Below are 24,897 nucleotides of genomic sequence, written 5' to 3'. Positions count from 1 at the left end.
TATGGCGGGATTTTCCCGCTTTTTTTGTAGTTAGGAGAAAATATGGAAAAAACTTATGAATATAAGTCACAACATGGATCAGATTTTTCTATAAAAATCGGAAAGCTTGCTGAGCAAACTAATGGAGAATGTATAATAAGACGTGGTGATACAATTCTCTTAGTTACTGCTGTTGCAAGTGATAAGCCAAGGGAGGGAATTGACTTTTTCCCATTAATTTGTGACTATCAAGAAAAACTTTATGCTGTAGGAAAGATACCAGGTGGATTTATTAAAAGAGAAGGCAAGGCTACTGATGATGCGGTTTTGATTTCTCGTCAAATGGATAGACCTCTTAGGCCACTATTTCCTGAAAACTTCTATAACGATGTACAAGTTATAGCAACACCATTTTCAGTTGATGAAGATAACGAACCAGATTGTATGACTACAATTGGTGCCTCAATTGCTTTGGGAATATCTGATATCCCATTCTTTGGACCAGTTGCTGCAGTTAATGTTGGATATGTAAATGGTGAATTTGTTGTAAACCCAAATATGAATCAAAGAGAAAAAACTTCTTTAAATCTTACAGTAGCAGGTACCGCAGATGCTATCAACATGGTAGAAGCTGGAGCAAATGAACTTTCAGAAGAAGAAATGCTCGAAGCTATGATGATAGCTCACGAAGAAATAAAATCAATGTGTGCCTTTATCCAAACTATTATAGATGATATTGGTAAAGAAAAGATGGAAGTTGAAAAAGAAGTTGAAACTGAACTTCAAAGAAAAATTAAAGATAAATATACAGAAGAAATCAAAAACTCTATAAGAACAACTGATAAGGTTAAAAGAGAAGATGATATATTTAAAATAGAAGAAGCTTGCAAAGAAGACTTCTTAGAAGAATATCCAGAAAGTGAAGATGAGATTCACAAGACTGTAGATTCTATCATGAAAAAAGAAGTTAGAAGAATGATTTCTATTGATAAGATTAGGCCCGATGGACGTAAGATGACAGAAATCAGACCACTTTCTGCAGAAGTAGGTCTTCTACCTCGTACCCATGGTTCAGGTTTATTTAAACGTGGACAAACTCAAGTATTATCAGTTCTTACTCTTGGTTCGCCTGGAGAAGAACAAGTTATTGACTCTATGAATAGAAAAGAGGTAACAAAAAGATATATACACCAATATAATTTTCCACCATTTTGTGTAGGAGATATAAGACCTCTAAGAGGTCCAGGAAGACGTGAAATAGGTCATGGACGTTTGGCAGAAAGAGCTTTAATACCTGTCTTGCCGGATCAAAGTGATTTTCCTTATACTATTAGGGTTGTAAGTGAAGTGCTCTCATCAAATGGTTCATCATCACAAGCTTCAATTTGTGGTTCAACACTTGCCTTAATGGATGCAGGTGTACCAATTAAGAAACCTGTGGCAGGTATTGCTATGGGACTTATAAAAGAAGATGATTCTATATCAATTCTAACAGATATACAGGGATTGGAAGATCATCTAGGCGATATGGACTTTAAGGTAGCAGGGACTAAAGATGGTATAACAGCTCTTCAAATGGATATGAAGATTGCAGGAATCAATAGAGAAGTTTTAAAAGATGCTTTATATGATGCCAAACAAGCAAGATTTAAAATCCTTGATGTTATTACAGGAGCAATAGAAAAGCCAAGAGATGATCTTTCAAAGTATGCACCAAGAATTTTTTCCATAGACGTAGATCCAGAAAAAGTTAGGGATGTAATTGGTTCTGGTGGAAAGACTATCAATAAAATAATTGATGCAACAGGAGTTAAGATAGAAACTGAAGATGATGGTCATATAACCGTTGCATCAAATGATGGTGATAGTGGAAAAAAAGCTATAGAGATGATTAAGTCAATAGTAACAAATCCTAAAGCAGGAGATATTTATGAAGGTGAAGTTAAAAGAATTATGAACTTCGGTGCCTTTGTAGAAATTGCTATAGGTAAAGAAGGACTTTTACACATATCTCAAATCGATACAAAGAGGACTGAGAAGGTTGAAGATGTTTTATCAGTTGGAGATAAGATAAGAGTTAAGGTTACAGATATTGATAGACAAGGTAGGATTAATCTTTCAAGAAAGGCCCTACTAATAGAAGAAAAAGAAAAATCTAATAAAGAAGATTAATAAATATACTAACTACAAAGATATTAAAGGAAGGCCCTTTGTGGCCTTGTCTTAAATATTTGTAGAGAACTTGAAGCTGCCTAATGGCAGTTTATTTATTTTTCTTGTTGTTATATAATCTAAAGAGAGGTATATATGGCAAATACTAATAGCAATAGGAAAAGAAAAAAAACTAAATATAATAATGGTAAAAAAGAAAAGAATTTTAATAAGAAATCATTTTCAGTTTTTATGATGTTCTTATCTTTTGTTTGCTTCATTTTCCTACTTCTACCAAATACAGGAAGTTTAGGAGATTTTATTACATATAATAGTTTTATGGCCTTTGGACTTATTTCATACCTGGTTCCTATTTCAATATTTATAAGTTTCTTATATGCTTTTTTGGACAAATATATTAAAAATATTAAGATGTTTTTAATATCCTATATTCTTATACTTTTTACTGGTATAATTTTATCTTTAAAATATCTATCAAGCTCTTTGGATATTTCACTTAGAAATACAGAAAAAATGATAAAAACTAGTGGAGGTTTAATAGGTACAAGGATAGGTTATCACTTAGAAAGTTTTATAGGTGTAGTTGGAATAATCTTATTTTATTTAATTCTTTGGTTTATATTATTAAAAAATATTAGTGGACTATCTTATAAGGATTATTTTATCACGATAAAAGATAAGATTATTATAATTATAAGTTTTACAAGTGATAAATTTAAGAAAGTATACAATAAAATCAAAACAATTATAAGAGAGAAAAAACTTCAGAAAATAAAAAATGTAAAATTCAAGCAAAATGTAAGAGATTTTGATAAAGATAAGCTTATAATTAATTCAAAAAAATCAAATAAAAAAGAAAATTCAGATGAGAATAAAAAAGACATAGAAAACAAAAAAAATGATGATTTTGACAAGGTTTTTGAAACCGCAAAGATAAATTCATATAAGTCGAAACAAGTTGATTTTTCAGATTTTGATGAAACTTATAAACAAGAATATAGCATAAATTATAAGTATCCTTCGATTGATCTTTTAGATGATAGGGATGATTCAAGTGAAGAAGATAGAGAAGATATAAAAGATAAGGCCCAAAGAATAGAGGAATGTCTTGATTCATTTGGTATAAAGAGTAAGATTGTTCAAATAAATATAGGACCTACTGTAACTTGTTTTGAATTAAAGCCACAAAGAGGGGTCAAAGTATCAAAGATATTAAATCTTTCTGATGACCTTTCCTTAGCTCTTGCAACAAGTGATATAAGAATAGAAGCACCGATTCCTGGGAAAAGTCATGTTGGAATTGAAGTTCCAAACTCACAAAAAGAGGTTGTAGGCCTTAAGGAAATGATAGCAAGTGATGAGTTTATTAAAAATGATAGACAACTTCCATTTGTCTTGGGTAAATCTATATCAGGAAGACCAATGGTTTCTGCTATTGAAAAAATGCCTCATCTTTTAGTGTCAGGAGCAACAGGCTCTGGTAAGAGTGTTTGTATAAATACAATAATTATGTCAATTCTTTACAAGCATTCTCCAGACGAGGTAAAACTTTTACTTATAGATCCGAAGATAGTAGAGCTATCCATTTATAACGGTATACCACACCTTATAATGCCAGTAATAACTGATCCTAAAAAGGCTTCATCATCTCTATTTTGGGCGATAAGGGAGATGGAGAGAAGATATAAATTATTTGAAGAAAATCATGTAAGAGATATATCATCATATAGAGCATATCAAGAAATGGATGAAAAAATCGAAAAACTTCCATATGTTGTGATAATAATAGATGAGTTATCTGACCTTATGATGACAGCGGCAGGTGAGGTTGAAGATTATATAACAAGACTTGCTCAAAAGTCTAGGGCATGTGGTATACATTTAATAATAGCTACACAAAGGCCTACTGTTGATGTAATAACAGGTACTATTAAGGCAAATATTCCATCAAGGATTGCCTTTGCTGTTACAAGTCAAATTGATTCAAGAACAATTCTTGATATGAGTGGAGCTGAAACTTTACTTGGTAAAGGAGATATGTTATTCTCCCCATCTGATGCAATGAAACCTATGAGAATTCAAGGTGCTTTTGTTTCAGATTCTGAGGTTTTAAGGGTGGTTAATTATATAAAAGAGTCCAGAGAAAATGAATATGATCAAAAGGCTATAGAAACAGTAGAGGAAAAGACCAAGGTAGTTGAAAATGAAGATGAAGATGAACTAATTGATGAAGCTATTGAGATAATTATTAGTGAAAATACTGCATCAGTTTCACTTTTACAAAGAAAGCTTAAGATAGGTTATGCTAGAGCTGGAAGAATAATTGACCAGCTTGAAAATAGAGGAGTTATAGGAGGCTATGAAGGAAGTAAACCTAGAAAAGTTTTGGTAGATGAATCTTATTTAAAAGGAGAATGATATGAATATAGCTAATAAAGTTACAACAGTAAGAATGTTTATGGTTCCAATATTTGTGGTATTATATTTAATTTTTGGTAAAATGTATAATATAGTTGCAATAATTTATGCTATAGCAGCTCTTACAGACGCTCTAGATGGACATCTTGCAAGAAGTAGAAATCTAGTTACGACATTTGGTAAGTTTATGGATCCACTTGTAGATAAAATTTTAACTATGGCAGGTTTTATTCTATTAACTTCATCAAATATAGTTCCTAACTGGGCAGTTATTTTAATTATAGCAAGAGAGTTAATAATCACAGGGCTAAGAACACTTGCAGCAAGCAATAATATTACAATAGCAGCAAGTAAAGGTGGAAAGGCTAAAACTCTAAGTCAATGTATTTCTACTGTTTTACTTTTATTAAACAATAACACACTAAATTCTATTGGACTAGTAATATTTTATCTAGCTGTAATTCTTACAGTTTATTCAGGCATAGATTATTTAGTTAAAAATAAAAAAGTACTCAACTTAGATGATATGTAAAGGATGTGAAAAATATGGCTAACGATAAAGAGAAAGCTTTAAGTCAGGCATTTAAAAATATTGAGAAAAAATATGGTAAGGGTGCAATCATGAAAATGGGCGAAGCACCTAAGATTGATGTATCTGTAATACCAACTGGGGCAATAAACCTTGATATGGCTCTTGGGGTTGGAGGACTTCCAAGAGGAAGAGTTGTGGAAATATTTGGACCTGAATCATCAGGTAAGACAACTCTTACCCTTCATTGTATAGCAGAAGACCAAAAGCTAGGAAATACTTGCGCTTTTATAGACGCAGAGCATGCCCTAGATGCTGAATATGCAAAAAGATTAGGGGTTAATATAGACGAACTTATCCTATCTCAACCAGATACAGGAGAACAAGCTCTAGATATAACAGAATCTTTAGTAAGGTCTGCAGCAGTAGACTTAGTTGTAATAGATTCAGTTGCAGCCTTGGTTCCTAGGGCTGAAATTGAAGGAGAAATGGGAGATAGCCACATGGGTCTTCAAGCAAGACTTATGAGTCAGGCTTTAAGAAGACTTACTGGTGTCATTTCAAAATCTAACACAACTGTAATATTTATAAACCAACTTAGGGAAAAGATTGGTGTTATGTTTGGTAATCCAGAAACAACAACAGGTGGTAGAGCTCTTAAATTTTACTCATCAGTAAGACTTGATATAAGAAGAATAAAAACAATCCAACAAGGTGACCAAATGATTGGTAATAGAACCCGCGTTAAAGTTGTTAAAAATAAAGTGGCTCCTCCATTTAAGGTAGTAGAATTTGATATTATGTATGGAACTGGTATATCAAAATCTGGAGTTATTTTAGATGCTGCAGCAGATAAGGATATAGTAGAAAAGGCTGGTAGCTGGTATTCTTATAAGGGAGAGAAGCTTGGTCAAGGTAGGGAAAATGTTAAAGAACTACTAGAGAAAAATGAAGAGCTTTTATCTCAAATAGAACAAGAACTTAGAAATTCTATAAATCCTAGTAAAAAGGACAAAATAGAAGAAGATAAAAAAGAAGATACACAAGAAGAGCTAGACATAGAAGAATAAAAGAAAGCTGTTGCAATTAATATTTTGCGACAGCTTTTTTAGTCAAATAAGGAAAGTTGGGTATGGTTATTTTTTGAAAGATTTGACAAGGAAATACCAAGAAGCCTGAATTTTTCGTTTGAAATAAGTTTTTCTAACAAATCTTTAGAAATAGAAGCTATATCCTCTTTTTTATATATAGGAACTTCTTGAGTATGAGATCTGGTATGAGTTTTAAAATATTCTGTTTTAATTTTAAGATTTAAAGTATAAGCTTTAATATCCCTATCATTCATATCAGATTCAAGTATTTTAGCGATTTCATCTATATAAGAATGAAGAATTCTCAAATCCAGGGTATTTTCCTTGAAAGTGAACTCTCTTCCTATAGATTTTCTTTTAGATGATATTTCTACTTTCCTATTGTCTTCTCCTCTTATAACGTGGTATACATAAGAGCCTTGTTTTCCAAAAAGATTTTTTAAAAATTCTTCATCTAATGATAAAAGGTCTTCTATTTTGTGAATTCCTATATTTCTAAGCTTCTTAGTTGACTTTCTTCCAAGGCCATGAACTTTACTTATATCCAAATCTTTAAGTATATGAGGAATATCAGAGGAGTTAATTTCTTTAATGCCTAGGGGTTTATTCCAATCACTTGATATTTTAGCTAAAAATTTATTATAGGATATACCAATAGAAACACCTATTCCGGTTTTTTCCATTACCTCTTTTTGAATTCTTTTGGCTTTATTAATTCTGTTTTCTTTATCTTCAACTAAGAGATAAGCTTCATCTATAGAGACTTGTTCTTTTATTTTGGCATATTTTTCTATAATATCAAAAACCTCTATTGATTTTTCCTTATAATATTTTTTGTCGACACCAACTATTACTAGATTAGGGCAGAGTTTTTTGGCTATAAAAACTGGCATAGCAGAGTGAATACCATACTCTCTGGCCTTGTAATTTGCTGTAGTAATGATTGATTTATTAGAAAGTCCACCAACAGCCATAGGATGATTTTTAAGTTTGGGATATCTAACTTCTTCACAAGAAGCATAGAAGGCATCGCAGTCTATATGTAATATATTATTCATTTTATCACCACAAACATTATACTCGTTTTTTAAACTTTTAAGATAAGTATTTCCTTTATGGACTAAAGCGGTATTTATTTGTTATAATTAAAAAAGGTGATATATATGAGAATTGATAAATTTTTAAAAAATTCTAGAATAATTAAGAGAAGACAAGTAGCAAAAGATGCATGTCTAAATGAAAGGGTTAAGCTAAATGGGGATTTGGCAAAACCGGGAAGTCTTGTAGAAGTGGGAGATATAATTGATATAAGCTTCGGTAAGAGCAATCTTAAAGTAAGGGTTCTTGAGATAATTGATGGTGCCAAAAAAAACAACGCAGAAGCTATGTATGAGGTTATAGATGAATAAGTATGAAAGATATATAAAAAATAGAAGAAAAAAAAATACACGCTTTTTACTTTTTGTAATATTAATATTTTTTATAGTATTTTTTATATCAAGGTCTTACAATCAAAGCCTACAAAGAAAATCAAGTGATTTAACTGAGCAGATAAAAACTACTGATAAGAATATAAAAAGTGTTAAAAATGACATAGAAAATATTAAAAAAGATTATGAGAATAGAAATACCGATACCTTTAAAGAAAAAATAGCAAGAGAAAAATTAGGCATGGTAAAAAAGGATGAATATGTCTACAAAGACAATAATAAATAGGTTTTTGCAAACAATAAGAAGAGAAAATCTAATAAATAAAAATGATACTATAATAGTTGGAGCAAGTGGAGGGCCTGATAGCCAGTTTTTAATCTATCTTTTAAATGAAATAAAAAAGGACTATGAACTTGAAATTATCCTTGCCCATCTGAATCATTTACATAGAAAAGATGCTTACAAGGACGAAGAGCTTGTAAAAAAAACAAGTGAAGATTTAGGGCTTAAATTTTATTCTGACCATAAGTCTATGGATGAATATGCTAAAGAAAAGTCACTTTCGTCTGAAGAAGCTGGAAGAGTTTTAAGGTATAAATTCTTTGAAAGAATTAGAAAAAAAGTAAGTGGAAATAAGATTGCCATAGCCCACAATATGGATGATCAAGCTGAAACTGTTCTTATGAGAATAATTAGAGGTACTGGTATTGAGGGACTTAGGGCAATGGATTATAAAAATGAATTCATAATAAGGCCTATAATGGATTTTTCAAAAAGTGAAATTGTAGGATATTTAAATGAAGAAAAAATCCCCTACCATATAGATTATACCAATCTTGAGATTGACTATACTAGAAATAAAATAAGACTTGATATAATCCCAGAGATAGAGAAAATAAATCCGAATTTTAAAAATTCTCTTATCTCACTTTCAAATCTTGCAAAAAGTGATGTAGATATATTAAGAGATATTGAAGATAAAAAGCTTAATGAAATAATAGTAAAAAAGGATAAAAACTTTATATCCTTTGATAAAAAGAGTTTTGAAAGCTTAGATAAAGGTCTAAGAAATAGAATTTTAAGAAGATCTATTTCACATATAAATGGAAATATTAATAATTTTTCCAAAAAAAATCTAGATGACTTTTCACAAATTACAAGACTAGATTTAGGAAAGAAAATTATTAAGAACGACTTAATACTTTATAAAAATTATAAAACTTATGATTTATATAAAAATACTTACTATAATAAAGAAGAAGGACTTATATTTTTAAATATAGGTGATATTAAAGAGTTCTCATCTTATAAAATAAGCTTACATTTAGTCAATAAAGAAGATTTTAAAAGCATAAATAAAAAAGGATCAGTTTTTTTTGATTATGAATTAGTGAATTTGCCTATTAAGATAAGAAGCCGAAGGTCTGGTGATAGCTTTAATTTTTATAATAACAAGAAAAAAAAGTTAAAGGATTTCTTTATAGATGAAAAAATAGATAAGAATATGAGGGATAAAATACCCTTAGTTTTTATAAATGATAAATTGGTTTGGATAGTTGGTCTTAGAAGGTCTGATGATTATAAAATCACTCATAAGACAAAGAAAATTTTGATGATATGTGCGGAGGAAGTATGAGAGAAGAATTAGAAGAAAAAATAGAAAAAGTCCTAATAGATGAAGAAAGTTTGACTAAGAGAATAAAACAACTTGCAAGTCAAATTAATGAGTATTATAAAGATAAGAATGAACTTGTAATTGTTGGGATTTTGAAAGGTTCAATTATGTTTATGGCTGAGCTTTCTAAAAATATCAATATTAATTGTACTTTAGAATTTATGGACGTTTCAAGCTATGGGGCATCTACAGAATCATCAGGAAATGTTAAGATTATGAAAGATCTTGATACAGATATTACTAATAAGGAAGTTTTATTGGTAGAAGATATTATAGACACAGGTAGGACTTTAGAAGCACTTAGGAGATCCCTTGAAAAAAGAGGGGCAAATTCAGTAAAAATTGTAGCACTTCTAGACAAGCCTGAAAGAAGACTTATAGAAATTAAAGCAGATTGGGTAGGATTTAAGATACCAAATGAATTTGTAGTAGGCTTCGGTCTTGACTATAATCAACTTTATAGAAATCTTCCTTTTATAGGGGTTTTAAAAAGAGAAGTTTACGAGTAAAGTAATAAGGAAAATATACTTATAAATTTGGCTTGTTTCATTAATGAAAAAAGCCTTATTTTTTAAGTTTAAATAAAAGGAAAGGAAATATCATATGAATAATCAATTTGATAAGTTTATTATAATAATTTATCTAGGACTTATAGCTTGGCTTATCTATAAGTTATATAAGTCAAAAAAATCGAAAAGAGAACTTGAGGGTGATGTAAGAGGATTTGGTAAAAGATCAAGTACAATGGAGTATATCCTATTTGCGTTATTAATCTTTACAGGTGTATTTAACTTGTATACAGGATTTAAGACAAAAAATCAAACAGCCCTAATTACAGCTACTGTAATGATAGTAATGGGTATAGTGTTTTTTCTAAATACAAAATCAAAACTTTATGTAGCAAAAAATGGTCTACTTTTAAATGATTCTTTTTATACCTACAAGGAACTTAAGAAATGGGGATTTGATAAGGAAAAAGGAGATCTTGTAATAATTACAAAAAAAGATCATCAAGAAGGAAGAGAACAAGCCCAAGTTAAAGTTGAAGATATAGAAGAGATAAATACACTTATTAGAAAATATAAGCTAGGTAAATAGCTTGAAAAATTACTTTAAGTGATGTATTATATTAGAGTTAATATAATAACGATATGAAAATTAGGAGAATGTATGCTACTTGTAGTAGATGTTGGAAATACAAATACTGTTATCGGTGTTTACAACAAAAATAAATTAAAAACAAGATTTAGAATAACAACGAATCTGATTGCAACAAGTGATGAGTTAGTGCAAACAATCTATAATATACTTGTAATACATAATATTGATAAGAATAATATAGAAGCTACTATTATTTCATCAGTTGCTCCAGATGTCCTTTATTCATGGCAATCAGCCAATAGAAAGTTTTTCGAAAGAGAGGCTATGATTGTAGGTATTGGAACAAAAACTGGCATTGATATAAAATATGATAATCCAAGGGAAGTTGGTACTGATAGAATAGTAGATGCTGTTGCTGCATATGAACTTTATGGTGGACCTACTATAGTTGTAGACTTAGGAACTGCATCAACTTTTGATGTAGTAAATCAAAAAGGCCAATATTTAGGTGGCTCAATTGCTCCAGGATTTAAGACAAGTCTTGATGCACTAATATCAAGAACAGCACAGCTTCCAAGAATAGAACTCCATGATCCAAAGACTGCCATTGCTAAAAATACAATAGAATCAATAAATTCAGGAATGGTTTATGGTTATATAGGTCTTATAGATGGAATTATAGGAGAGCTTATAAAAGAAGTAATTGAACTCGAAAATGTCAGTGAAGAAGATATTAAAATTGTATCAACGGGTGGTTATTCTGAGCTTCTAGCATCTGAAAGTAGGTATATTGAAATAATAGAAAATGATCTTACTTTAGAAGGCTTAAGATTAATATATGAGAGAACAATTAAAAAATAAACAGATTATGCTAGCTCCATTAGCTGGTGTATCAGATGTAGGATTTAGGTTAATCTGTGAAAAATATGGGGCAGACAAGACTTTCACTGAGATGGTTTCTTGTAATGCCCTTTATTATGATAATAAAAAAACAGATGATCTTCTTTTTATCTCTGAAAGGGAAAAAAATTGCAATGTTCAAGTATTTGGTAGAAAGCTTGATGTAATAGAAAAAGTTATAAAAGATAAAATTGAAATAATGGATAATATTTCTGAAATATCATTTAATATGGGTTGTCCTGTTGCAAAAATCACAAAAAATGGTGAAGGATGTCAACTTATGGCTGAACCAAAAAGAGTTGAAGAAATATGTAAAATACTGAGAAAATCTTCTAAGAAAAAACTAAATATAAAGTTTAGACTTGGTATAGATGAAAATAATAAAAACTATTTAGAAATTGGAAAAATTGCCCAAGATTGTGGAATAGACTATGTAATTTTACATGCAAGAACAAAAGAGCAATTTTATTCTGGGAAAGCTTCTTGGGAAGATATAAAAAAACTTAAAGAAAATTTATCCATACCAGTTATTGCAAATGGGGATATATTTTCTGTAGAAGACTTTATAAATATAATGGAAGAGACCTTGGCTGATGGGGTAATGCTTGCCAGAGGGGCTATGGGTAATCCATTCTTATTTAGAGAAATTAAAGAATATATAAAAAATGGCAATTATAAAAAACCAAGTCCCAAAGAGCTTATAGATCAAATTATAGAACAATATGAATTAGAGCTTTTATACAAAGATGAAAAGCTTGTAATAACTCAAATGAGAAAACATGTATCAGCTTATTTAAAAGGGCTTGAAAATTCTAGTAAAATACGTGATAAAATAAATAAATTAAAAAATATAGATGAAGTTATGGATGTACTTAACAATTATAAATCTATGTTGAAAGGATGATAAAATGTCAGAACAAAAAGAAGTAATACTATCAAAAGAATATTTACAAAAATTGCAAGATGAACTTGAATATTTAAAAACTAAAAGAAGACCAGAAATAGCTGAAAAAATTAAAGTAGCTAGATCTTTTGGTGACCTTTCAGAAAATGCTGATTATGATGAGGCAAAAAATGAACAAGGTGAAGTAGAATCAAGAATTGCAAAAGTTGAAGATATGATAAGACATGCTAAAACTTTTGAAGAAAACTTAAACTCAGAAGAGGTAAATGTTGGTAATGAAGTTTTAATCTATGATGAAGAATTTGATGAAGAGTTAACTTATAAGATTGTAGGTACTGCTGAATCTAACCCCTTAGAAGGATTGATATCAAACGAGTCGCCTGTAGGTGAAGCTTTATTAGGTAGAAAAAAGGGTGATAAAGTAGAAGTAAATACACCAAATGGTAAATGTTACTATGTAATAAAAGAAATAAGGTAGGAGACTTTATGGCTAAGAATATGAATCAAGATCCTAATGAAATGCTTCAAATTAGAAGAGAAAAGCTTGAAAAACTCAAAGAAGATGGAAAAAATCCATATGAAATTGTAAACTTTAGAAATAGAACTTTATCAAAGAATATTAGAGATAACTTTGAAGAATTTGAAGGTAAAAACGTAAGAATTGCTGGAAGAATAATGGCAAGACGTGGTCATGGTAATATGAGCTTTATGGATATCCAAGATTCAAAAGGACAAATCCAAATAGTAAATAGGAAAAATATCATGGGAGATGACTTCAGAGAAACCAAAGCTTATGATATAGGGGATTTAGTAGGGGTAGAAGGTAAAGTATTTAAAACAAATCAAGGAGAAATTTCCATAGAATCAGAAAAAAGTGAACTTTTATCAAAATCACTTCAAATCCTACCAGAAAAATGGCATGGTCTTAAAGATCCTGATATTAGATATAGGCAAAGATATGTTGACCTAATAGTAAATCCAGAAGTTAAAGAAGTATTTATTCTAAGAAGTAAAATAATTTCAGAAATAAGAAAGTTCTTAGATAATAGGGGATATCTTGAAGTAGAAACTCCAATCTTAAATACTATAGCAGGTGGAGCTAGTGCACGACCATTTATTACTCACCACAATACCTTAGATATAGATATGTATTTAAGAATTGCAAATGAACTATACTTAAAAAGACTTATAGTAGGTGGCTTTGACAAGGTATATGAAATGGGTAGGATGTTTAGAAATGAAGGAATGGATACAACACATAACCCTGAATATACCTCAATTGAGTTATATGAAGCATATTCTGACTATGAAGATATGATGAAAATTACAGAAGAAATGATTTCTCAAGTTGCTCAAAATGTTCTAGGAACTACAAAAGTTCAATATGGAGAACATGAAATAGAACTTAAAGCTCCTTGGAAGAGAATTACAATGATTGATTCTATAAAAGATGCATGCGGAGTAGATTTTAATGAGATTAAATCATATGAAGATGCAGTTTCCATTGCCAAAGAGAAAAATGTAGAAGTAAAGGATACATGGGGAGAAATAGTAGCAGAATTCTTTGATGAATTTGTAGAAGATACTTTAATTCAACCTACATTTATATATGATTACCCAGTAGACATATCTCCTCTTGCTAAAAGAAAAAATGATGATGAAAATCTAACTTATAGATTTGAAGCATTTATATCAGGAGCAGAGATCGGAAATGCTTTCTCTGAGCTTAATGATGCTGATGATCAAAGGGGTAGATTTGAAAAGCAAGTTGAAAAAAGACAAAAAGGTGATAGCGAAGCCCAAATGATGGATTATGACTTTGTAAATGCACTTGAAGTGGGACTTCCTCCAACAGGTGGATTAGGTCTAGGAATTGATAGAATAATAATGTTACTTACAAATCAAAAATCTATAAGAGATGTTTTACTATTCCCAACAATGAAGCCAGTAGGTAAGGAAAAGGTAGAAAACAGGGATTCATCAAAAGAAACTTACGACAAACTTACGACAGAAAAAATTGACCTTTCAAAAATAAAGATAGAACCTTTATTTGAAGATATGGTTGATTTTGATACATTCTCAAAATCTGATTTTAGAGTTGTAAAAGTTAAGAACTGCGAAGAAGTTCCAAAGTCAAAAAAACTTTTGAAATTCACATTAGATGATGGTTCAGGAAAAGAGAGAACTATTTTATCAGGTATCAAAGATTATTATGACGCAGATTATCTAATTGGAAAAACTTTGCTTGCAATTTGTAACCTTCCTGCTCGTAAGATGATGGGAATTAACTCGGAAGGTATGATTATATCTGCTATTTGTGAGAATGATGGAAAAGAAAATCTTAACTTAATAATGTTGGATGATAATATTCCAGCTGGAGCAAAATTATATTAAAAAACATGATAAAACTAAATAATATATTATAAATTGGGTTATTGCAGAATGAATTAATCGTTACGAATCATTACAAGCTCCTTCAAGACAATTTCACCTCCTTAAGAGGCAGTCTATTCTCATTGTCTATGAGTAACTTGTAGTGATAAAACGTTAGAAATTCATAACTTTGCAATAGCCCTTTTTTGTTCTAATAAAGGAATTCATACATGAATTTTAATTGGAGAAAAGTTTTGTTTTCGTATAGGTTTAGTAAATAGATTTATATATAAGAATTAGTGGATTAATGAAAAGATGTATTATCTTTATTTATTACACAAATTAAATTATTGATATATTAACTAACAAAGATGATATCTATGAGAAGTATATGAATTAAGGAAAAAAATTAATTATAACCTAGAGCAAGAAATATAAATATAGGTATTCTTTGGTTTGGCTTTTTGCTAGAATACACAAAAGTTAGCTGTAATTGATAGAGTCCGTATAATTGTGTAAAAAGAAAAAGGTCATTTGAAACCCAAACTAGTACAATGTTTTTAACCACAAAAACCAACTAGGAGGAACAAATGATCCAATTACATTTTACAATTAATCAAGAAGAAATACAAAATTTAATTAATGAATCTGTAGATAATAAAATTGCCAAATCTATCTTAACAAAAGTTTTTAACGAGCTTATGGAAAAAGAAAGAGATGAATATTTAGAAAATACAGCCTATCAAAGAGATCCTAGTAGAACTACTTATCGTAATGGATACTATGAACGTGACTATACAACCAAAATAGGAACATTAACTTTAAGAGTACCTAGGACAAGAGATGGTAAATTCTCAACAGAAGTCTTTGAAAGATATCAAAGAAATGAAAAAGCACTACTAGTAAAAGTAATAAAAGAAACATTCGTAAATGTAATATGGCAAAGATGCCAGGTACATTATTATGGACTAGACTGGTGTTATTAAGTTTGATAAAATAAAATTAGATTTTACTAAATATGTGCTAAATAATGAGATGATTTTATACATTAATGAAAAAATGTTTGATAATATCAAAAAAATGATAGTATATGAAAGACACTTACTGATTTAAAACCTTAGGATTATAACGATTATATGATGGTATTTTCTATTTTAAATGGAAATAATATTTTGACTTTTGAAGGAGAGTGATTTACATATGAATTTAGCGGATCCCAAAGATATTACTGTTAAAATAGTTTTATTGATACCGATTATTTTAACATTATTTTCTTCATATATGATAGATAAGACAAATGGAAATATTATAGCAGGATTTAATACTATGGAAGAAGACAAGAAAGAAGAGCTAATAAGAAAAGGATATCTATCTAAAGTCAAAAAAATGACTTTTACAATGAGTATACCTTTAGTTATTGCCTTTTTGTCTAGTTTTTTTGTTAAGAATATTAAGCTTTATAATGATATTCTTATGGGAGCATGGGGGTTGTCTGGAATAATTACGATTTTAGGAATTGTAGTTATAAATTATTCTATGAGAAGTTAATATTTTTTATAAATTGCTAATAAATAAGCCAAAATAACGTATTAACCGTAGATAGAGAAATTTTCTATTTACGGTTTTTATTTGATGAAAAATCTAATCAAGTAATATGATTTAGCAACATTTTACGAATATATGGAATTTCATATAGGAATTAAAACTACATTAGAAGCTTATAAGCAGAATTTTTATTTTAGGGATTTTAAAGAATTCCCTTTGTAGAATGAGTATGGTAAAAGACTTGAGTTACTTATTTATGTTCCATCTATTAAAATTTGAAAACATTATAGAATTTTAGTGGATGTGGTCATTTGAAATATATTAAAAGATAATTAATTATTATTTTAAATATAATTATATTTTCATTGTATTATATTACGATATATTTATTAATTAAGTATTAATTGACACATACTAATAATGATGTATAATAAAAAAGTAAATGATTTCAATTTTTCTAAAGAGGAGTATATATGAATAAAAAAATAAAATTAACAGCTTTGGCTGTTGCCTTGTCATTAGCTTTTACAGCTTGTTCTAATAATAACAATAATACAGCAGAAACAAAATCAAATGCAGTTACTTCTGCAAAAAGCGATGAAGCTTCAAATAAAAAAATAGCATCTAATGAAGATAAGAGCAACGAAAAAAGCACATCTAATGAAGAAGATTCCAAAGCTAGTAAATTTTCGAGTGAAGATATAGTTTTAAGAAGATCTTTATCAGCTCCACATGGGGAGGGCTCATTTGCTAGAACTGTGGTGGTTACTCAAGCAGATAAGATAATAACAGCATCTTTAGATGAATTCCAATATTTTGATGAAAAAGAATTTAAAGCACTTCCAAATCAAGATGGAGAAAAAGAGTTCAAAAAAGGGGCTAAAGAAGGTAAAATCTTAGGTTCTAAGGTAGAAAATAGCGATGCTTACTCTAAACTAATGGAAGAGAAAGCTGGTTCAACTGTTACTATTAAAGATAATTTCAAAGCAATTGAAAACTTTGTTTCAGGAAAAACCATCTCTGAAATAGAAGAAGTTATAAATAATGCTGAAGATGGAAAAGCTATAGATGCAGTAAGTGGAGCAACTCTAGTAGATACAAAAGCATATCTTAAGTCTATAGTTTATACAGCAAAAAATGATAAATTTGCTGTAAAAGCCGATACACAAAGTGTTGACAATTTAACACTTAAATCAGCATTTGGAGGTAGAAATACAGATAATTCAGTATCAGATGTATTTGTTTTATTACAAAATGATAAGATTGTAGCAACATCAATTGATGAATATCAATATTTTGGTGAAAAAGGTGTTCCAAATTCAGATAAAAAGTTTGGCGAAAACTATGCTGATAAGAAAAATCAATTGGCTTCTAAACTTGAAAACGATAGGGAATATTCAGCTCTTATGAAAGAACATGCTAAAGCTAAAAATGACATATCTGAAAATTTCAAGGCTATAGAAGAGTATACAAAAGGAAAAACAGCTGAAGAAATCAAAAAGATAGCAGATGAAAATGAAAAAGGAAAAGCTATAGATGAAATTAGTGGCGCAACTCTTACAGATGCAGTTGGTTATCTAGATGTAATCTATGATGCAGCAAGTAAATAGAAATTAGGGGCTGTTGCAAAATTATGAATTTATAACGTTTCATCATTACAAGTTACTCATAGACAATTTGAGAATAGTCTTCCAGCTCATGGAGACAAATTGTCGTTAAGAGCTTGTAATGATTTTGGAACGATTAATTCATTCTGCAACTGCCTCTTTTTTTGTGATAATTTAACTTTTATATTAAATGCTAAAATATTATAAAAGGAGTTAATATGATAAAAAATATAATATTTGACCTTGATGGGACTATTTCAAAATCAGGAGAAGGTATTATTAAGGCTTTTGAATATAGTCTAGATAAGATGGATATAATTTATAAAGTCGATGATTTAAAAAATATATAGGCCCACCACTTAGAGAGTCTTTCGTAAAAGAAGTAGGAGAAGCCAAGGCAGATGAAGCAGTAGATTATTATAGATATTATTATTTTGAAAAAGGAATGTATGAGACAAGTATGTATGAAGGAATTGAGGAGTTAATTAAATACCTATACAATAATTCTTATAGACTCTTCGTTGCTACGAGCAAGGGTAGGGAATCTAGCTTAAAAATACTTGATTATTTTGGAATAGGTAATTATTTTACTTATGTAGAAGGTTCTACAGAAAGTTTGAATACAAAAGTTAGGGTTCTTGAAAGTCTACTTAGAAAAAATAATTTAAAAAGAGATGAGTCTATAATGATAGGTGATAGGCTATATGATATAAATGCAAGCTTTAAACTTGGACTTAAATCTATAGGTGTAGAATATGGATATGGTAATATAGGTGAATTTAAAAGGGCATCTTATATAGTGAAGGAGCCTTTAGAAATTAAAGATATATTAGAAAAAATTAACTAAAAGCTTAAGCTTTTAGTTAAAAAATTCTTTATAAAGTTTTTGGATTGCAAGTTTTTCATTTTCTTTTTTGATAAAAACAAAAAGAGAGTTATTGCTTGCACCTTGTATTATTGCTTCTAATTTAATATTTTCTTCATCAAAAGTTTTTGATATTTTATATAGGGTTTGTGTCATGATATTCTTTAATCCCTCCCCAACAATTGCTATAGCTGAAAGATCGTCTATTATTTCAAATTCATCAAAATCAAAGTTTGTTTTAATAGTATTTATTATATTTTGCATCTGAAATTCACTAGTTATGTATTTCTTACGAATTAAAATAGATAAGGAATCTATGCCTGTAGGTATATGTTCTACTGGTATATGTTGATATTCAAATATATCAAGAAGCTTATTAATATATCCTACTTGCTTGTTCATAAGATATTCTGTAATATTAAAGGCAAGAAAATCACCAACATTTGATATACCTATAATTGGGTTTTCCTTAATATTATTTCTCTTAGTTTCTATAATGGTTCCACCATTATTAGGGTCGTTGGTATTTTTAACTTGTATTTTTATATTATTCTTCAAAAGAGGTGCTACTGCATCTTCTTGAAAAATCTCAAAACCATTATAGGATAACTCCCTCATTTCCCTATATGTAATATTTGTTATAGGTTTAGGATTATCAATTAGATTTGGGTGGGCAGTATAGATGTATGACATATCTGTAAAGTTTTCATAAATATCACATTCTAGACCACGAGCAACGATTGAGCCGGTTATATCTGAGCCACCTCTTTGGAATGTTATAATTTTACCTTGAGGTGATATAGCATAAAAACCAGGAATTATAAAAAGTCTATCATCATCTTTAAATCTTTTTATATTATTATAAGTTTCTTCTAAGATTATAGGTTCATTTATTGTGTGTTCAACAAGTATTCCAGCCTCTTTTGGTGATAGATAAGAACATTTATATCCTAAGGAACTGATATATTTTGCAATTAGTCTTGCGTTAAAGTCTTCTCCGCATGATTTAATTGCATTTTCGAGATAAAAAGAATCATCTATTTCATCTAGGTATTTATTTAAGATAAGTCTAAAATCATCAAGTAGCTTTTCATCAAGTTTAAGATCTAAGACAATCTCTTCATATCTTTTTATAATATTTTCGAGTTGTTCTTTATATTTTGGATCTTTATTCCTGTACTTCTCATATAAATCTATTAATAGGTCTGTAACCTTAATATCATTACTATATCTTTTTCCAGGTGCAGATACTACAACAGCACAAATCTCTTTATCATTTAAAACAATATCACAAACTTTTTTAATTTGTGTAGAATTGGCCACTGAAGAGCCTCCAAATTTTGCGGTTTTTTTCATAATATTCCTTTCTAAATTTTAAATATTTAAATTTAATCATTATTATACATTAAAACATATTTGTTTAGCAAATCATATTTCAAATATGGCTATTTTTATATTTTCATATAAAATATATATTATAGGAGGAAATATGCTAGGAAAAGATTTTTACAAGAAGGAAACACTTAGTCTTGCTAAAGATTTAATTGGAAAGACTTTAGTAAGAAATATAAATAATATAAAAATGAAATCAAGAATTGTAGAAACAGAAGCTTATCTTGGGGTAAATGATAGGGCTTGTCACACCTTTAATGATAAGATGACCGAAAGAAATAAAATATTATATATGGATTGTGGAACTCTTTATATTTATCAAACCTATGGAATTCACTTTCTTCTAAATATATCCAGTTTTGGGGAAAAAGTTCCAGAAGGAGTTTTAATAAGAGCAGTAGAACCTTTGTCAAATATAGATCAATTTGCTATTAATAGGTTTAATAAAAAATACAATGAATTATCTAACTATCAAAAGAAAAATATCACTAATGGACCAGCAAAGCTTACCAAAGCTCTAAAAATAGATAAAGATTTAAATGGAAAAAATATTTTTTCAAGAAGTCTTTATATCGAAGATTCCAATTTTTCTTTTGAAATAGAGGTAGATAGGAGAGTTGGTATAGATTATGCAAAAGAGGCGAGAAATCTTCCGTATAGATTTTTTATAAAAAATAATCCCTATGTCTCTAAATTTAAACAAGATTAGGCCCATAATTATAAAATATTTTAGATAATAATAATAAAATATTTGACTTATAGGACTATTAGTGATAAATTATTACATAACAACTTAACAATGTAGTCAAGAGGTCGCGGTTATGATTAGTAAATCATTGAAAGGCATAACCGCCGAAATACCCCATGGTGTTGGTTGTATTCAAAATATGGATGCAACTGTCAATAAGGATGTGCCAATCCTTATTGGAGAACTTACTATATTGCGGCGAAAGGAAATCATGGGCCTTTTGCTCATGATTTTTTTAATGGGAGGATTTATGTTAGATAATAATTTTGAAAATAAAGATGGAATTTTGTATATAGGAGGAGTAAGTGTTGAAAAACTTAAAGATAAATATCAGACTCCCTTATATATATTCGATCAAAAAAGTTTAAAAAATAGGACAAAGGCTTTTGTAGATAATTTTAAATCTTTAAAGTTTGATACAGAGGTGGTTTATGCTACTAAGGCTTTCTCAAATCTTTATGTATTATCACTTTTAAATAATTACAATATTTTATTTGATTGTGTTTCAAAAGAAGAGATTTTTGTATGTCTTAAAGCAGGAGTTGACTCTAGTAGAATTCACTTTCATGGAAACAACAAAAGTAAGGATGAGTTAGAATATGCAATAGATAAGAATATAGGACTTATAATTATCGATTCAGTCGATGAGTATTATCTTTTAGATTCTATATTAAATGAGAAAAATAAAAAGATTGATGTTTTAATTAGAATTAATCCAGATGTTAAGACTGATACTCACAAGTTTATACAAACTTCTAATGCCGATTCTAAATTTGGTTTAAATATTAGAGATAAAAATACAAAAATCTTTATAAGTAAATCCTTAAAAAATAAAAACATGCATATACTTGGCTTTCATGCCCACATAGGAAGTCAAGTTAAAAATCTAGATTTTTTCAAAGAAGAAGCAAAAATTATGCTTAAATATATGAAAGAAATTGAAGAAGATAATTCATATAAGTTTAGTCATATTAATTTAGGTGGAGGTTTTGGAACAAAAGAAAGAATTGAAGATAGGGATTTAGATATTGAAGTATTTTTAAAAGATTATATAAAAACAATAGAAAACTTATTAGTTTATTATAAAATAAATATAAAAAATGTTGGCATTGAGCCTGGAAGAAGCTTGATTTCAAAATCAGGTTCTATGCTTTATACAATTGGCTCAACAAAGAAAACACTAGAAGGATTTCCATTGATTTTTGTAGATGGAGGCATGAGCGATAATATAAGACCTAGCCTTTATGATGCTAAGTATTCGTCTATTTTAGCTAATAAATTAAATAATGAGGCTAATATAATTTATAGAGTAGGTGGAAAGCTTTGTGAGTCAGGAGATATACTTATTGATGAGGTGAAACTTCCTAAGGTAGAAAGAGATGATTTACTTCTTATCCCATATTCTGGTGCCTATACTTATTCAATGGCATCAAATTATAATAAGCAAAGAAAGGCGGCGGTTGTATTTGTTGAGGATGGATGTGATTATTTAGCTGTAAGAAGAGAAAGTTTGGATGATTTAATTAGTAGAGACGAAATTTATAAAGGAGAAATTAATGAAAGAATTTAATGTAGCGGTAGTTGGAGCAACAGGTCTTGTTGGAAGAAAGATTTTAGAAATACTCGATGAAAGAAATTTTCCTATAAAAAATTTAAGAGCTCTTGCTAGTGAAAAAAGTGCAGGAAATAAAATTAAATTTAGGGGAGAAGATGTTACAGTTGAAAAGCTTGATGAAAATTCCTTTTCAAATAAAGACATTGATCTTGCCCTATTTTCTGCTGGTGGAGCTGTATCTGAAAAGTATATTCCAATTGCTATCAAAAATGGCGTTAAATGTGTTGATAACTCATCATTTTTTAGGATGCATAATGATGTAATCTTGGTTGTGCCAGAAATTAATAAGGATAAGATTACAAAGGATACTATGTTAATAGCAAATCCAAATTGTTCTACAATTCAATCAGTCTTGGCACTTAAACCAATATTTGATAATTTTAATATAAAAAGAATTGTCTATAATACATATCAAGCGGTATCTGGTGGAGGTGAAAGAGCCTTAGAAGATTTATACAATAAAACAAATTATAAGTGGAAATATAAGATTTTTAATAATGTTCTTCCACAAATTGATGACTTTACAGAAAATGGATATACAAAAGAAGAAATGAAAATGATAAATGAAACAAGAAAGATTCTTGGAGATGATAGTCTAAAAATCACTGCAACAACAGCAAGAGTTCCTGTTGAAAATTCACATGCTATTTCAATAAATATTGAGCTAGATAAGGATTTTGATCTTGATTACATAAAGAAAATTCTTGAAAATCAAGAAGGAGTAAAAGTTGTTGATGATATAGAAAATGAACTTTATCCTCTTCCAACTAAGGCCACAGGATACGATGATGTATTTGTAGGAAGAATTAGAAGAGACTATTCATTAGAATATGGATTAAATTTATGGTGTGTAGCTGATAATATTAGAAAGGGAGCAGCAACGAATGCAGTCGAAAATGCAGAACTTTTAATGGAGGTATAGATGTTATTTGAAGGTAGTGGTGTTGCAATTGTAACGCCCTTTAATGAAGACTTAAGTGTAGACTATGAAGCTTATAGAAATTTAATCAAGTTTCATTTAGAAAATCATACAGATGCAATAGTTGCTCTTGGTACTACTGCTGAAGCAGCTTGCCTTAGTGAATGTGAAAAAATGAAACTTATTGATATTAGTATAGATGAGATTAAGGGTAAGATTCCATTAATAGTAGGTACAGGCTCAAATAATACAAATGAAGCAATAAGATTTTCTAAAAAAGTATCAGAAATTGATGGGGTTGATGCACTATTACTAGTGACTCCTTACTATAACAAGTGTAGCCAAGAAGGTCTTTATAAACATTATAAAGAAATAGCTAATAATTCGATAAAGCCAATAATACTTTATAATGTGCCAGGAAGAACTAATGTAAATATTGAAGTAGAAACAGTAAAAAGGTTAAGTAAGATTGAAAATATTGTTGGAATTAAGGACGCTAAGGGAGATTTAGCTTATACAACTAATCTTAGAAAAGTACTTCCTAAAGATTTTGCTATATATTCTGGAAACGACGATGTAATTACACCTCTTATGAGTGTTGGGGGAAATGGAGTTATTTCTGTTCTTGCAAATATATATCCAAAAGAAGTTCATGATTTAGTTAAATATGCCTTAGATGGAAATTTTGAAAAATCAGCAAGTATTCAATTAAAATATTTTAATCTTATAAAAGCCTTATTTGTGGATGTAAATCCTATAGGGATTAAATTTGCAGGATCTGTATTAAAACTTTATAAAAATGAACTTAGACTTCCTCTTACAAAAGCAAGCGAGAAATGTGAAATTCTAATAAAAAATGCCTTGGAGGATTTAAATGATTAGAGTACTGGTATCAGGTGCAACAGGTGCAATGGGTGAGGTTCTAATTGATCTTATAAAAAAATCAGAAGATTTCAAAGTAAGCGCTGGTTTTTCTAAAGAAGATAAAGTGTGTGATGAATTTACTATTTATTCTGATATAAAAAAAATAAAAGAAAAATCTGATGTAATTATTGATTTTTCATCTAAGGATAGTCTTGATTCGATTTTATCCTTAGCCTTAGATAAAAATATTCCATTAGTAATTGCATCAACTGGATTTGATGATAAGGACCTAGAAAAGATAAAAAAAGCTAGCGAGAAAGTTCCTATTGTCCAATCTGGAAATTTTTCGCTAGGCGTAAATGTAATGGTATATGTATCAAAACTATTATCAAAACTTTTAGATGGTTTTGAGATTGAAATTATTGAAGCTCATCATAATAAAAAAAGGGATGCACCTAGTGGGACTGCAAACATTCTTTTTGATGCTGTAAATGAAGCAAGGGATAATAAACTTTCTAAGCTTTATGGAAGAGAAGGATTTTCTGATAGTAGAAATCCAAATGAAGTTGGCATCCATTCTTTAAGAGCTGGAAGTATAAATGGTGACCATGAAGTAGTTTTTGCAGGTCTTGATGAAGTAGTAAGTATATCTCATCACGCTCAAAGCAAAAAAATATTTGCCATAGGTGCTTTAAAGGCAGCAAAGTATATTTTAGATAAAGAAAATGGTTTAATAGATATAAAAGAAATTTTAAATATAGGAGAATAA

Annotated in this window: 24 protein-coding genes, 1 pseudogene and 1 riboswitch; of the genes and pseudogenes, 23 read left to right on the top strand and 2 right to left on the bottom strand. The window is 29.3% G+C overall.

Features of this window, described 5'->3' with window-relative positions; translation table 11 throughout:
• The first annotated feature begins 42 nt into the window (after nt 1–42).
• From FYJ26_RS02155 to recA, 4 genes are all read left to right on the top strand, one after another.
• On the top strand, nt 43–2,151 hold the full coding sequence (locus FYJ26_RS02155) for a polyribonucleotide nucleotidyltransferase (RefSeq protein ID WP_154539167.1): 2,109 nt from the start codon (nt 43–45) through the stop codon (nt 2,149–2,151).
• A gap of 135 nt (nt 2,152–2,286) precedes the next feature.
• Nucleotides 2,287–4,569: an FtsK/SpoIIIE family DNA translocase gene (locus tag FYJ26_RS02150; protein ID WP_154539165.1), complete on the top strand. Its 2,283-nt coding sequence runs from the start codon at nt 2,287–2,289 to the stop codon at nt 4,567–4,569.
• A gap of 1 nt (nt 4,570) precedes the next feature.
• The gene (pgsA, locus tag FYJ26_RS02145) at nt 4,571–5,101 is read left to right on the top strand and encodes a CDP-diacylglycerol--glycerol-3-phosphate 3-phosphatidyltransferase (protein WP_154539163.1); all 531 of its coding nucleotides are present in this window, start codon (nt 4,571–4,573) and stop codon (nt 5,099–5,101) included.
• 14 nt (nt 5,102–5,115) lie between these two features.
• The gene (gene recA / locus FYJ26_RS02140) at nt 5,116–6,168 is read left to right on the top strand and encodes a recombinase RecA (RefSeq protein ID WP_154539161.1); all 1,053 of its coding nucleotides are present in this window, start codon (nt 5,116–5,118) and stop codon (nt 6,166–6,168) included.
• A gap of 38 nt (nt 6,169–6,206) precedes the next feature.
• On the opposite strand, the gene FYJ26_RS02135 is transcribed toward recA, so the two are convergent.
• Complete coding sequence (locus FYJ26_RS02135; RefSeq protein ID WP_154539159.1) at nt 6,207–7,247, bottom strand: DNA polymerase IV; 1,041 nt, start codon at nt 7,245–7,247, stop codon at nt 6,207–6,209.
• Nucleotides 7,248–7,352: 105 nt separating this feature from the next.
• Here FYJ26_RS02135 and FYJ26_RS02130 point away from each other — a divergent pair, with 105 nt between their 5' ends.
• The 14 genes and pseudogenes from FYJ26_RS02130 (at nt 7,353) to FYJ26_RS11415 (ending at nt 18,572) form a co-directional block, all read left to right on the top strand.
• Nucleotides 7,353–7,598, top strand: a complete 246-nt coding sequence (locus FYJ26_RS02130) for an RNA-binding S4 domain-containing protein (RefSeq protein WP_154539157.1) — start codon at nt 7,353–7,355, stop codon at nt 7,596–7,598.
• On the top strand, nt 7,591–7,905 hold the full coding sequence (locus FYJ26_RS02125; protein WP_154539155.1) for an FtsB family cell division protein: 315 nt from the start codon (nt 7,591–7,593) through the stop codon (nt 7,903–7,905). Before FYJ26_RS02130 ends, FYJ26_RS02125 begins: the two co-directional genes overlap by 8 nt.
• Nucleotides 7,880–9,256: a tRNA lysidine(34) synthetase TilS gene (tilS, locus tag FYJ26_RS02120; protein ID WP_154539153.1), complete on the top strand. Its 1,377-nt coding sequence runs from the start codon at nt 7,880–7,882 to the stop codon at nt 9,254–9,256. The genes FYJ26_RS02125 and tilS overlap by 26 nt, the downstream gene beginning before the upstream one ends.
• Entirely contained in the window at nt 9,253–9,804 is a 552-nt protein-coding gene (hpt, locus tag FYJ26_RS02115; protein ID WP_154539151.1) for a hypoxanthine phosphoribosyltransferase, read from the top strand. Before tilS ends, hpt begins: the two co-directional genes overlap by 4 nt.
• A gap of 94 nt (nt 9,805–9,898) precedes the next feature.
• Complete coding sequence (locus tag FYJ26_RS02110; RefSeq protein WP_154539149.1) at nt 9,899–10,393, top strand: DUF986 family protein; 495 nt, start codon at nt 9,899–9,901, stop codon at nt 10,391–10,393.
• 72 nt (nt 10,394–10,465) lie between these two features.
• Nucleotides 10,466–11,257 carry a type III pantothenate kinase gene (locus FYJ26_RS02105; protein WP_154539147.1) on the top strand — a complete coding sequence of 264 codons (792 nt, stop codon included), beginning with the start codon at nt 10,466–10,468 and terminating at the stop codon, nt 11,255–11,257.
• Entirely contained in the window at nt 11,235–12,200 is a 966-nt protein-coding gene (gene dusB, locus FYJ26_RS02100; protein WP_154539145.1) for a tRNA dihydrouridine synthase DusB, read from the top strand. The genes FYJ26_RS02105 and dusB overlap by 23 nt, the downstream gene beginning before the upstream one ends.
• 4 nt (nt 12,201–12,204) lie before the next feature.
• Complete coding sequence (gene greA / locus FYJ26_RS02095; protein WP_154539143.1) at nt 12,205–12,678, top strand: transcription elongation factor GreA; 474 nt, start codon at nt 12,205–12,207, stop codon at nt 12,676–12,678.
• Nucleotides 12,679–12,686: 8 nt separating this feature from the next.
• Nucleotides 12,687–14,594 (top strand): lysine--tRNA ligase, encoded by a 1,908-nt coding sequence (lysS, locus tag FYJ26_RS02090; protein ID WP_154539141.1) that lies wholly within the window; start codon nt 12,687–12,689, stop codon nt 14,592–14,594.
• 569 nt (nt 14,595–15,163) lie between these two features.
• Nucleotides 15,164–15,490 (top strand): annotated as a pseudogene (locus FYJ26_RS02085) (transposase); the annotation flags it as partial.
• Between the two features lie 283 nt (nt 15,491–15,773).
• The gene (locus FYJ26_RS02080) at nt 15,774–16,121 is read left to right on the top strand and encodes a DUF3784 domain-containing protein (RefSeq protein ID WP_154539137.1); all 348 of its coding nucleotides are present in this window, start codon (nt 15,774–15,776) and stop codon (nt 16,119–16,121) included.
• A gap of 470 nt (nt 16,122–16,591) precedes the next feature.
• Nucleotides 16,592–17,728 (top strand): hypothetical protein, encoded by a 1,137-nt coding sequence (locus FYJ26_RS02075; protein WP_154539135.1) that lies wholly within the window; start codon nt 16,592–16,594, stop codon nt 17,726–17,728.
• A 215-nt stretch (nt 17,729–17,943) separates the two neighbouring features.
• Nucleotides 17,944–18,075 (top strand): HAD hydrolase-like protein, encoded by a 132-nt coding sequence (locus FYJ26_RS11420; RefSeq protein ID WP_268234514.1) that lies wholly within the window; start codon nt 17,944–17,946, stop codon nt 18,073–18,075.
• Entirely contained in the window at nt 18,072–18,572 is a 501-nt protein-coding gene (locus FYJ26_RS11415) for an HAD-IA family hydrolase (protein WP_412030663.1), read from the top strand. Before FYJ26_RS11420 ends, FYJ26_RS11415 begins: the two co-directional genes overlap by 4 nt.
• Before the next feature lie 12 nt (nt 18,573–18,584).
• Here the strand turns inward: FYJ26_RS11415 and FYJ26_RS02065 are convergent, their stop codons facing one another.
• Nucleotides 18,585–19,946 (bottom strand): aspartate kinase, encoded by a 1,362-nt coding sequence (locus FYJ26_RS02065; protein ID WP_154539133.1) that lies wholly within the window; start codon nt 19,944–19,946, stop codon nt 18,585–18,587.
• Nucleotides 19,947–20,079: 133 nt separating this feature from the next.
• Between FYJ26_RS02065 and FYJ26_RS02060 the strand changes: the two genes are divergently transcribed.
• From FYJ26_RS02060 to dapB, 5 genes are all read left to right on the top strand, one after another.
• Nucleotides 20,080–20,691 (top strand): DNA-3-methyladenine glycosylase, encoded by a 612-nt coding sequence (locus FYJ26_RS02060; protein ID WP_154539131.1) that lies wholly within the window; start codon nt 20,080–20,082, stop codon nt 20,689–20,691.
• A gap of 89 nt (nt 20,692–20,780) precedes the next feature.
• A riboswitch (Lysine riboswitch) is annotated at nt 20,781–20,925 on the top strand.
• Nucleotides 20,926–20,980: 55 nt separating this feature from the next.
• Nucleotides 20,981–22,300: a diaminopimelate decarboxylase gene (lysA, locus tag FYJ26_RS02055; protein WP_268234513.1), complete on the top strand. Its 1,320-nt coding sequence runs from the start codon at nt 20,981–20,983 to the stop codon at nt 22,298–22,300.
• Nucleotides 22,287–23,267: an aspartate-semialdehyde dehydrogenase gene (locus tag FYJ26_RS02050; RefSeq protein WP_154539127.1), complete on the top strand. Its 981-nt coding sequence runs from the start codon at nt 22,287–22,289 to the stop codon at nt 23,265–23,267. The genes lysA and FYJ26_RS02050 overlap by 14 nt, the downstream gene beginning before the upstream one ends.
• Nucleotides 23,268–24,146 (top strand): 4-hydroxy-tetrahydrodipicolinate synthase, encoded by an 879-nt coding sequence (gene dapA / locus FYJ26_RS02045; RefSeq protein WP_154539125.1) that lies wholly within the window; start codon nt 23,268–23,270, stop codon nt 24,144–24,146.
• Complete coding sequence (dapB, locus tag FYJ26_RS02040; protein WP_154539123.1) at nt 24,139–24,897, top strand: 4-hydroxy-tetrahydrodipicolinate reductase; 759 nt, start codon at nt 24,139–24,141, stop codon at nt 24,895–24,897. Before dapA ends, dapB begins: the two co-directional genes overlap by 8 nt.

Origin of the sequence: Anaerococcus porci, from assembly GCF_009696575.1 — a bacterium.
In the GTDB taxonomy this organism is placed as follows: Bacteria; Bacillota; Clostridia; order Tissierellales; family Peptoniphilaceae; genus Anaerococcus; species Anaerococcus porci.
Note: the sequence above shows the minus strand (reverse complement) of the source record. Positions and strands in the feature narration are given on the sequence as shown.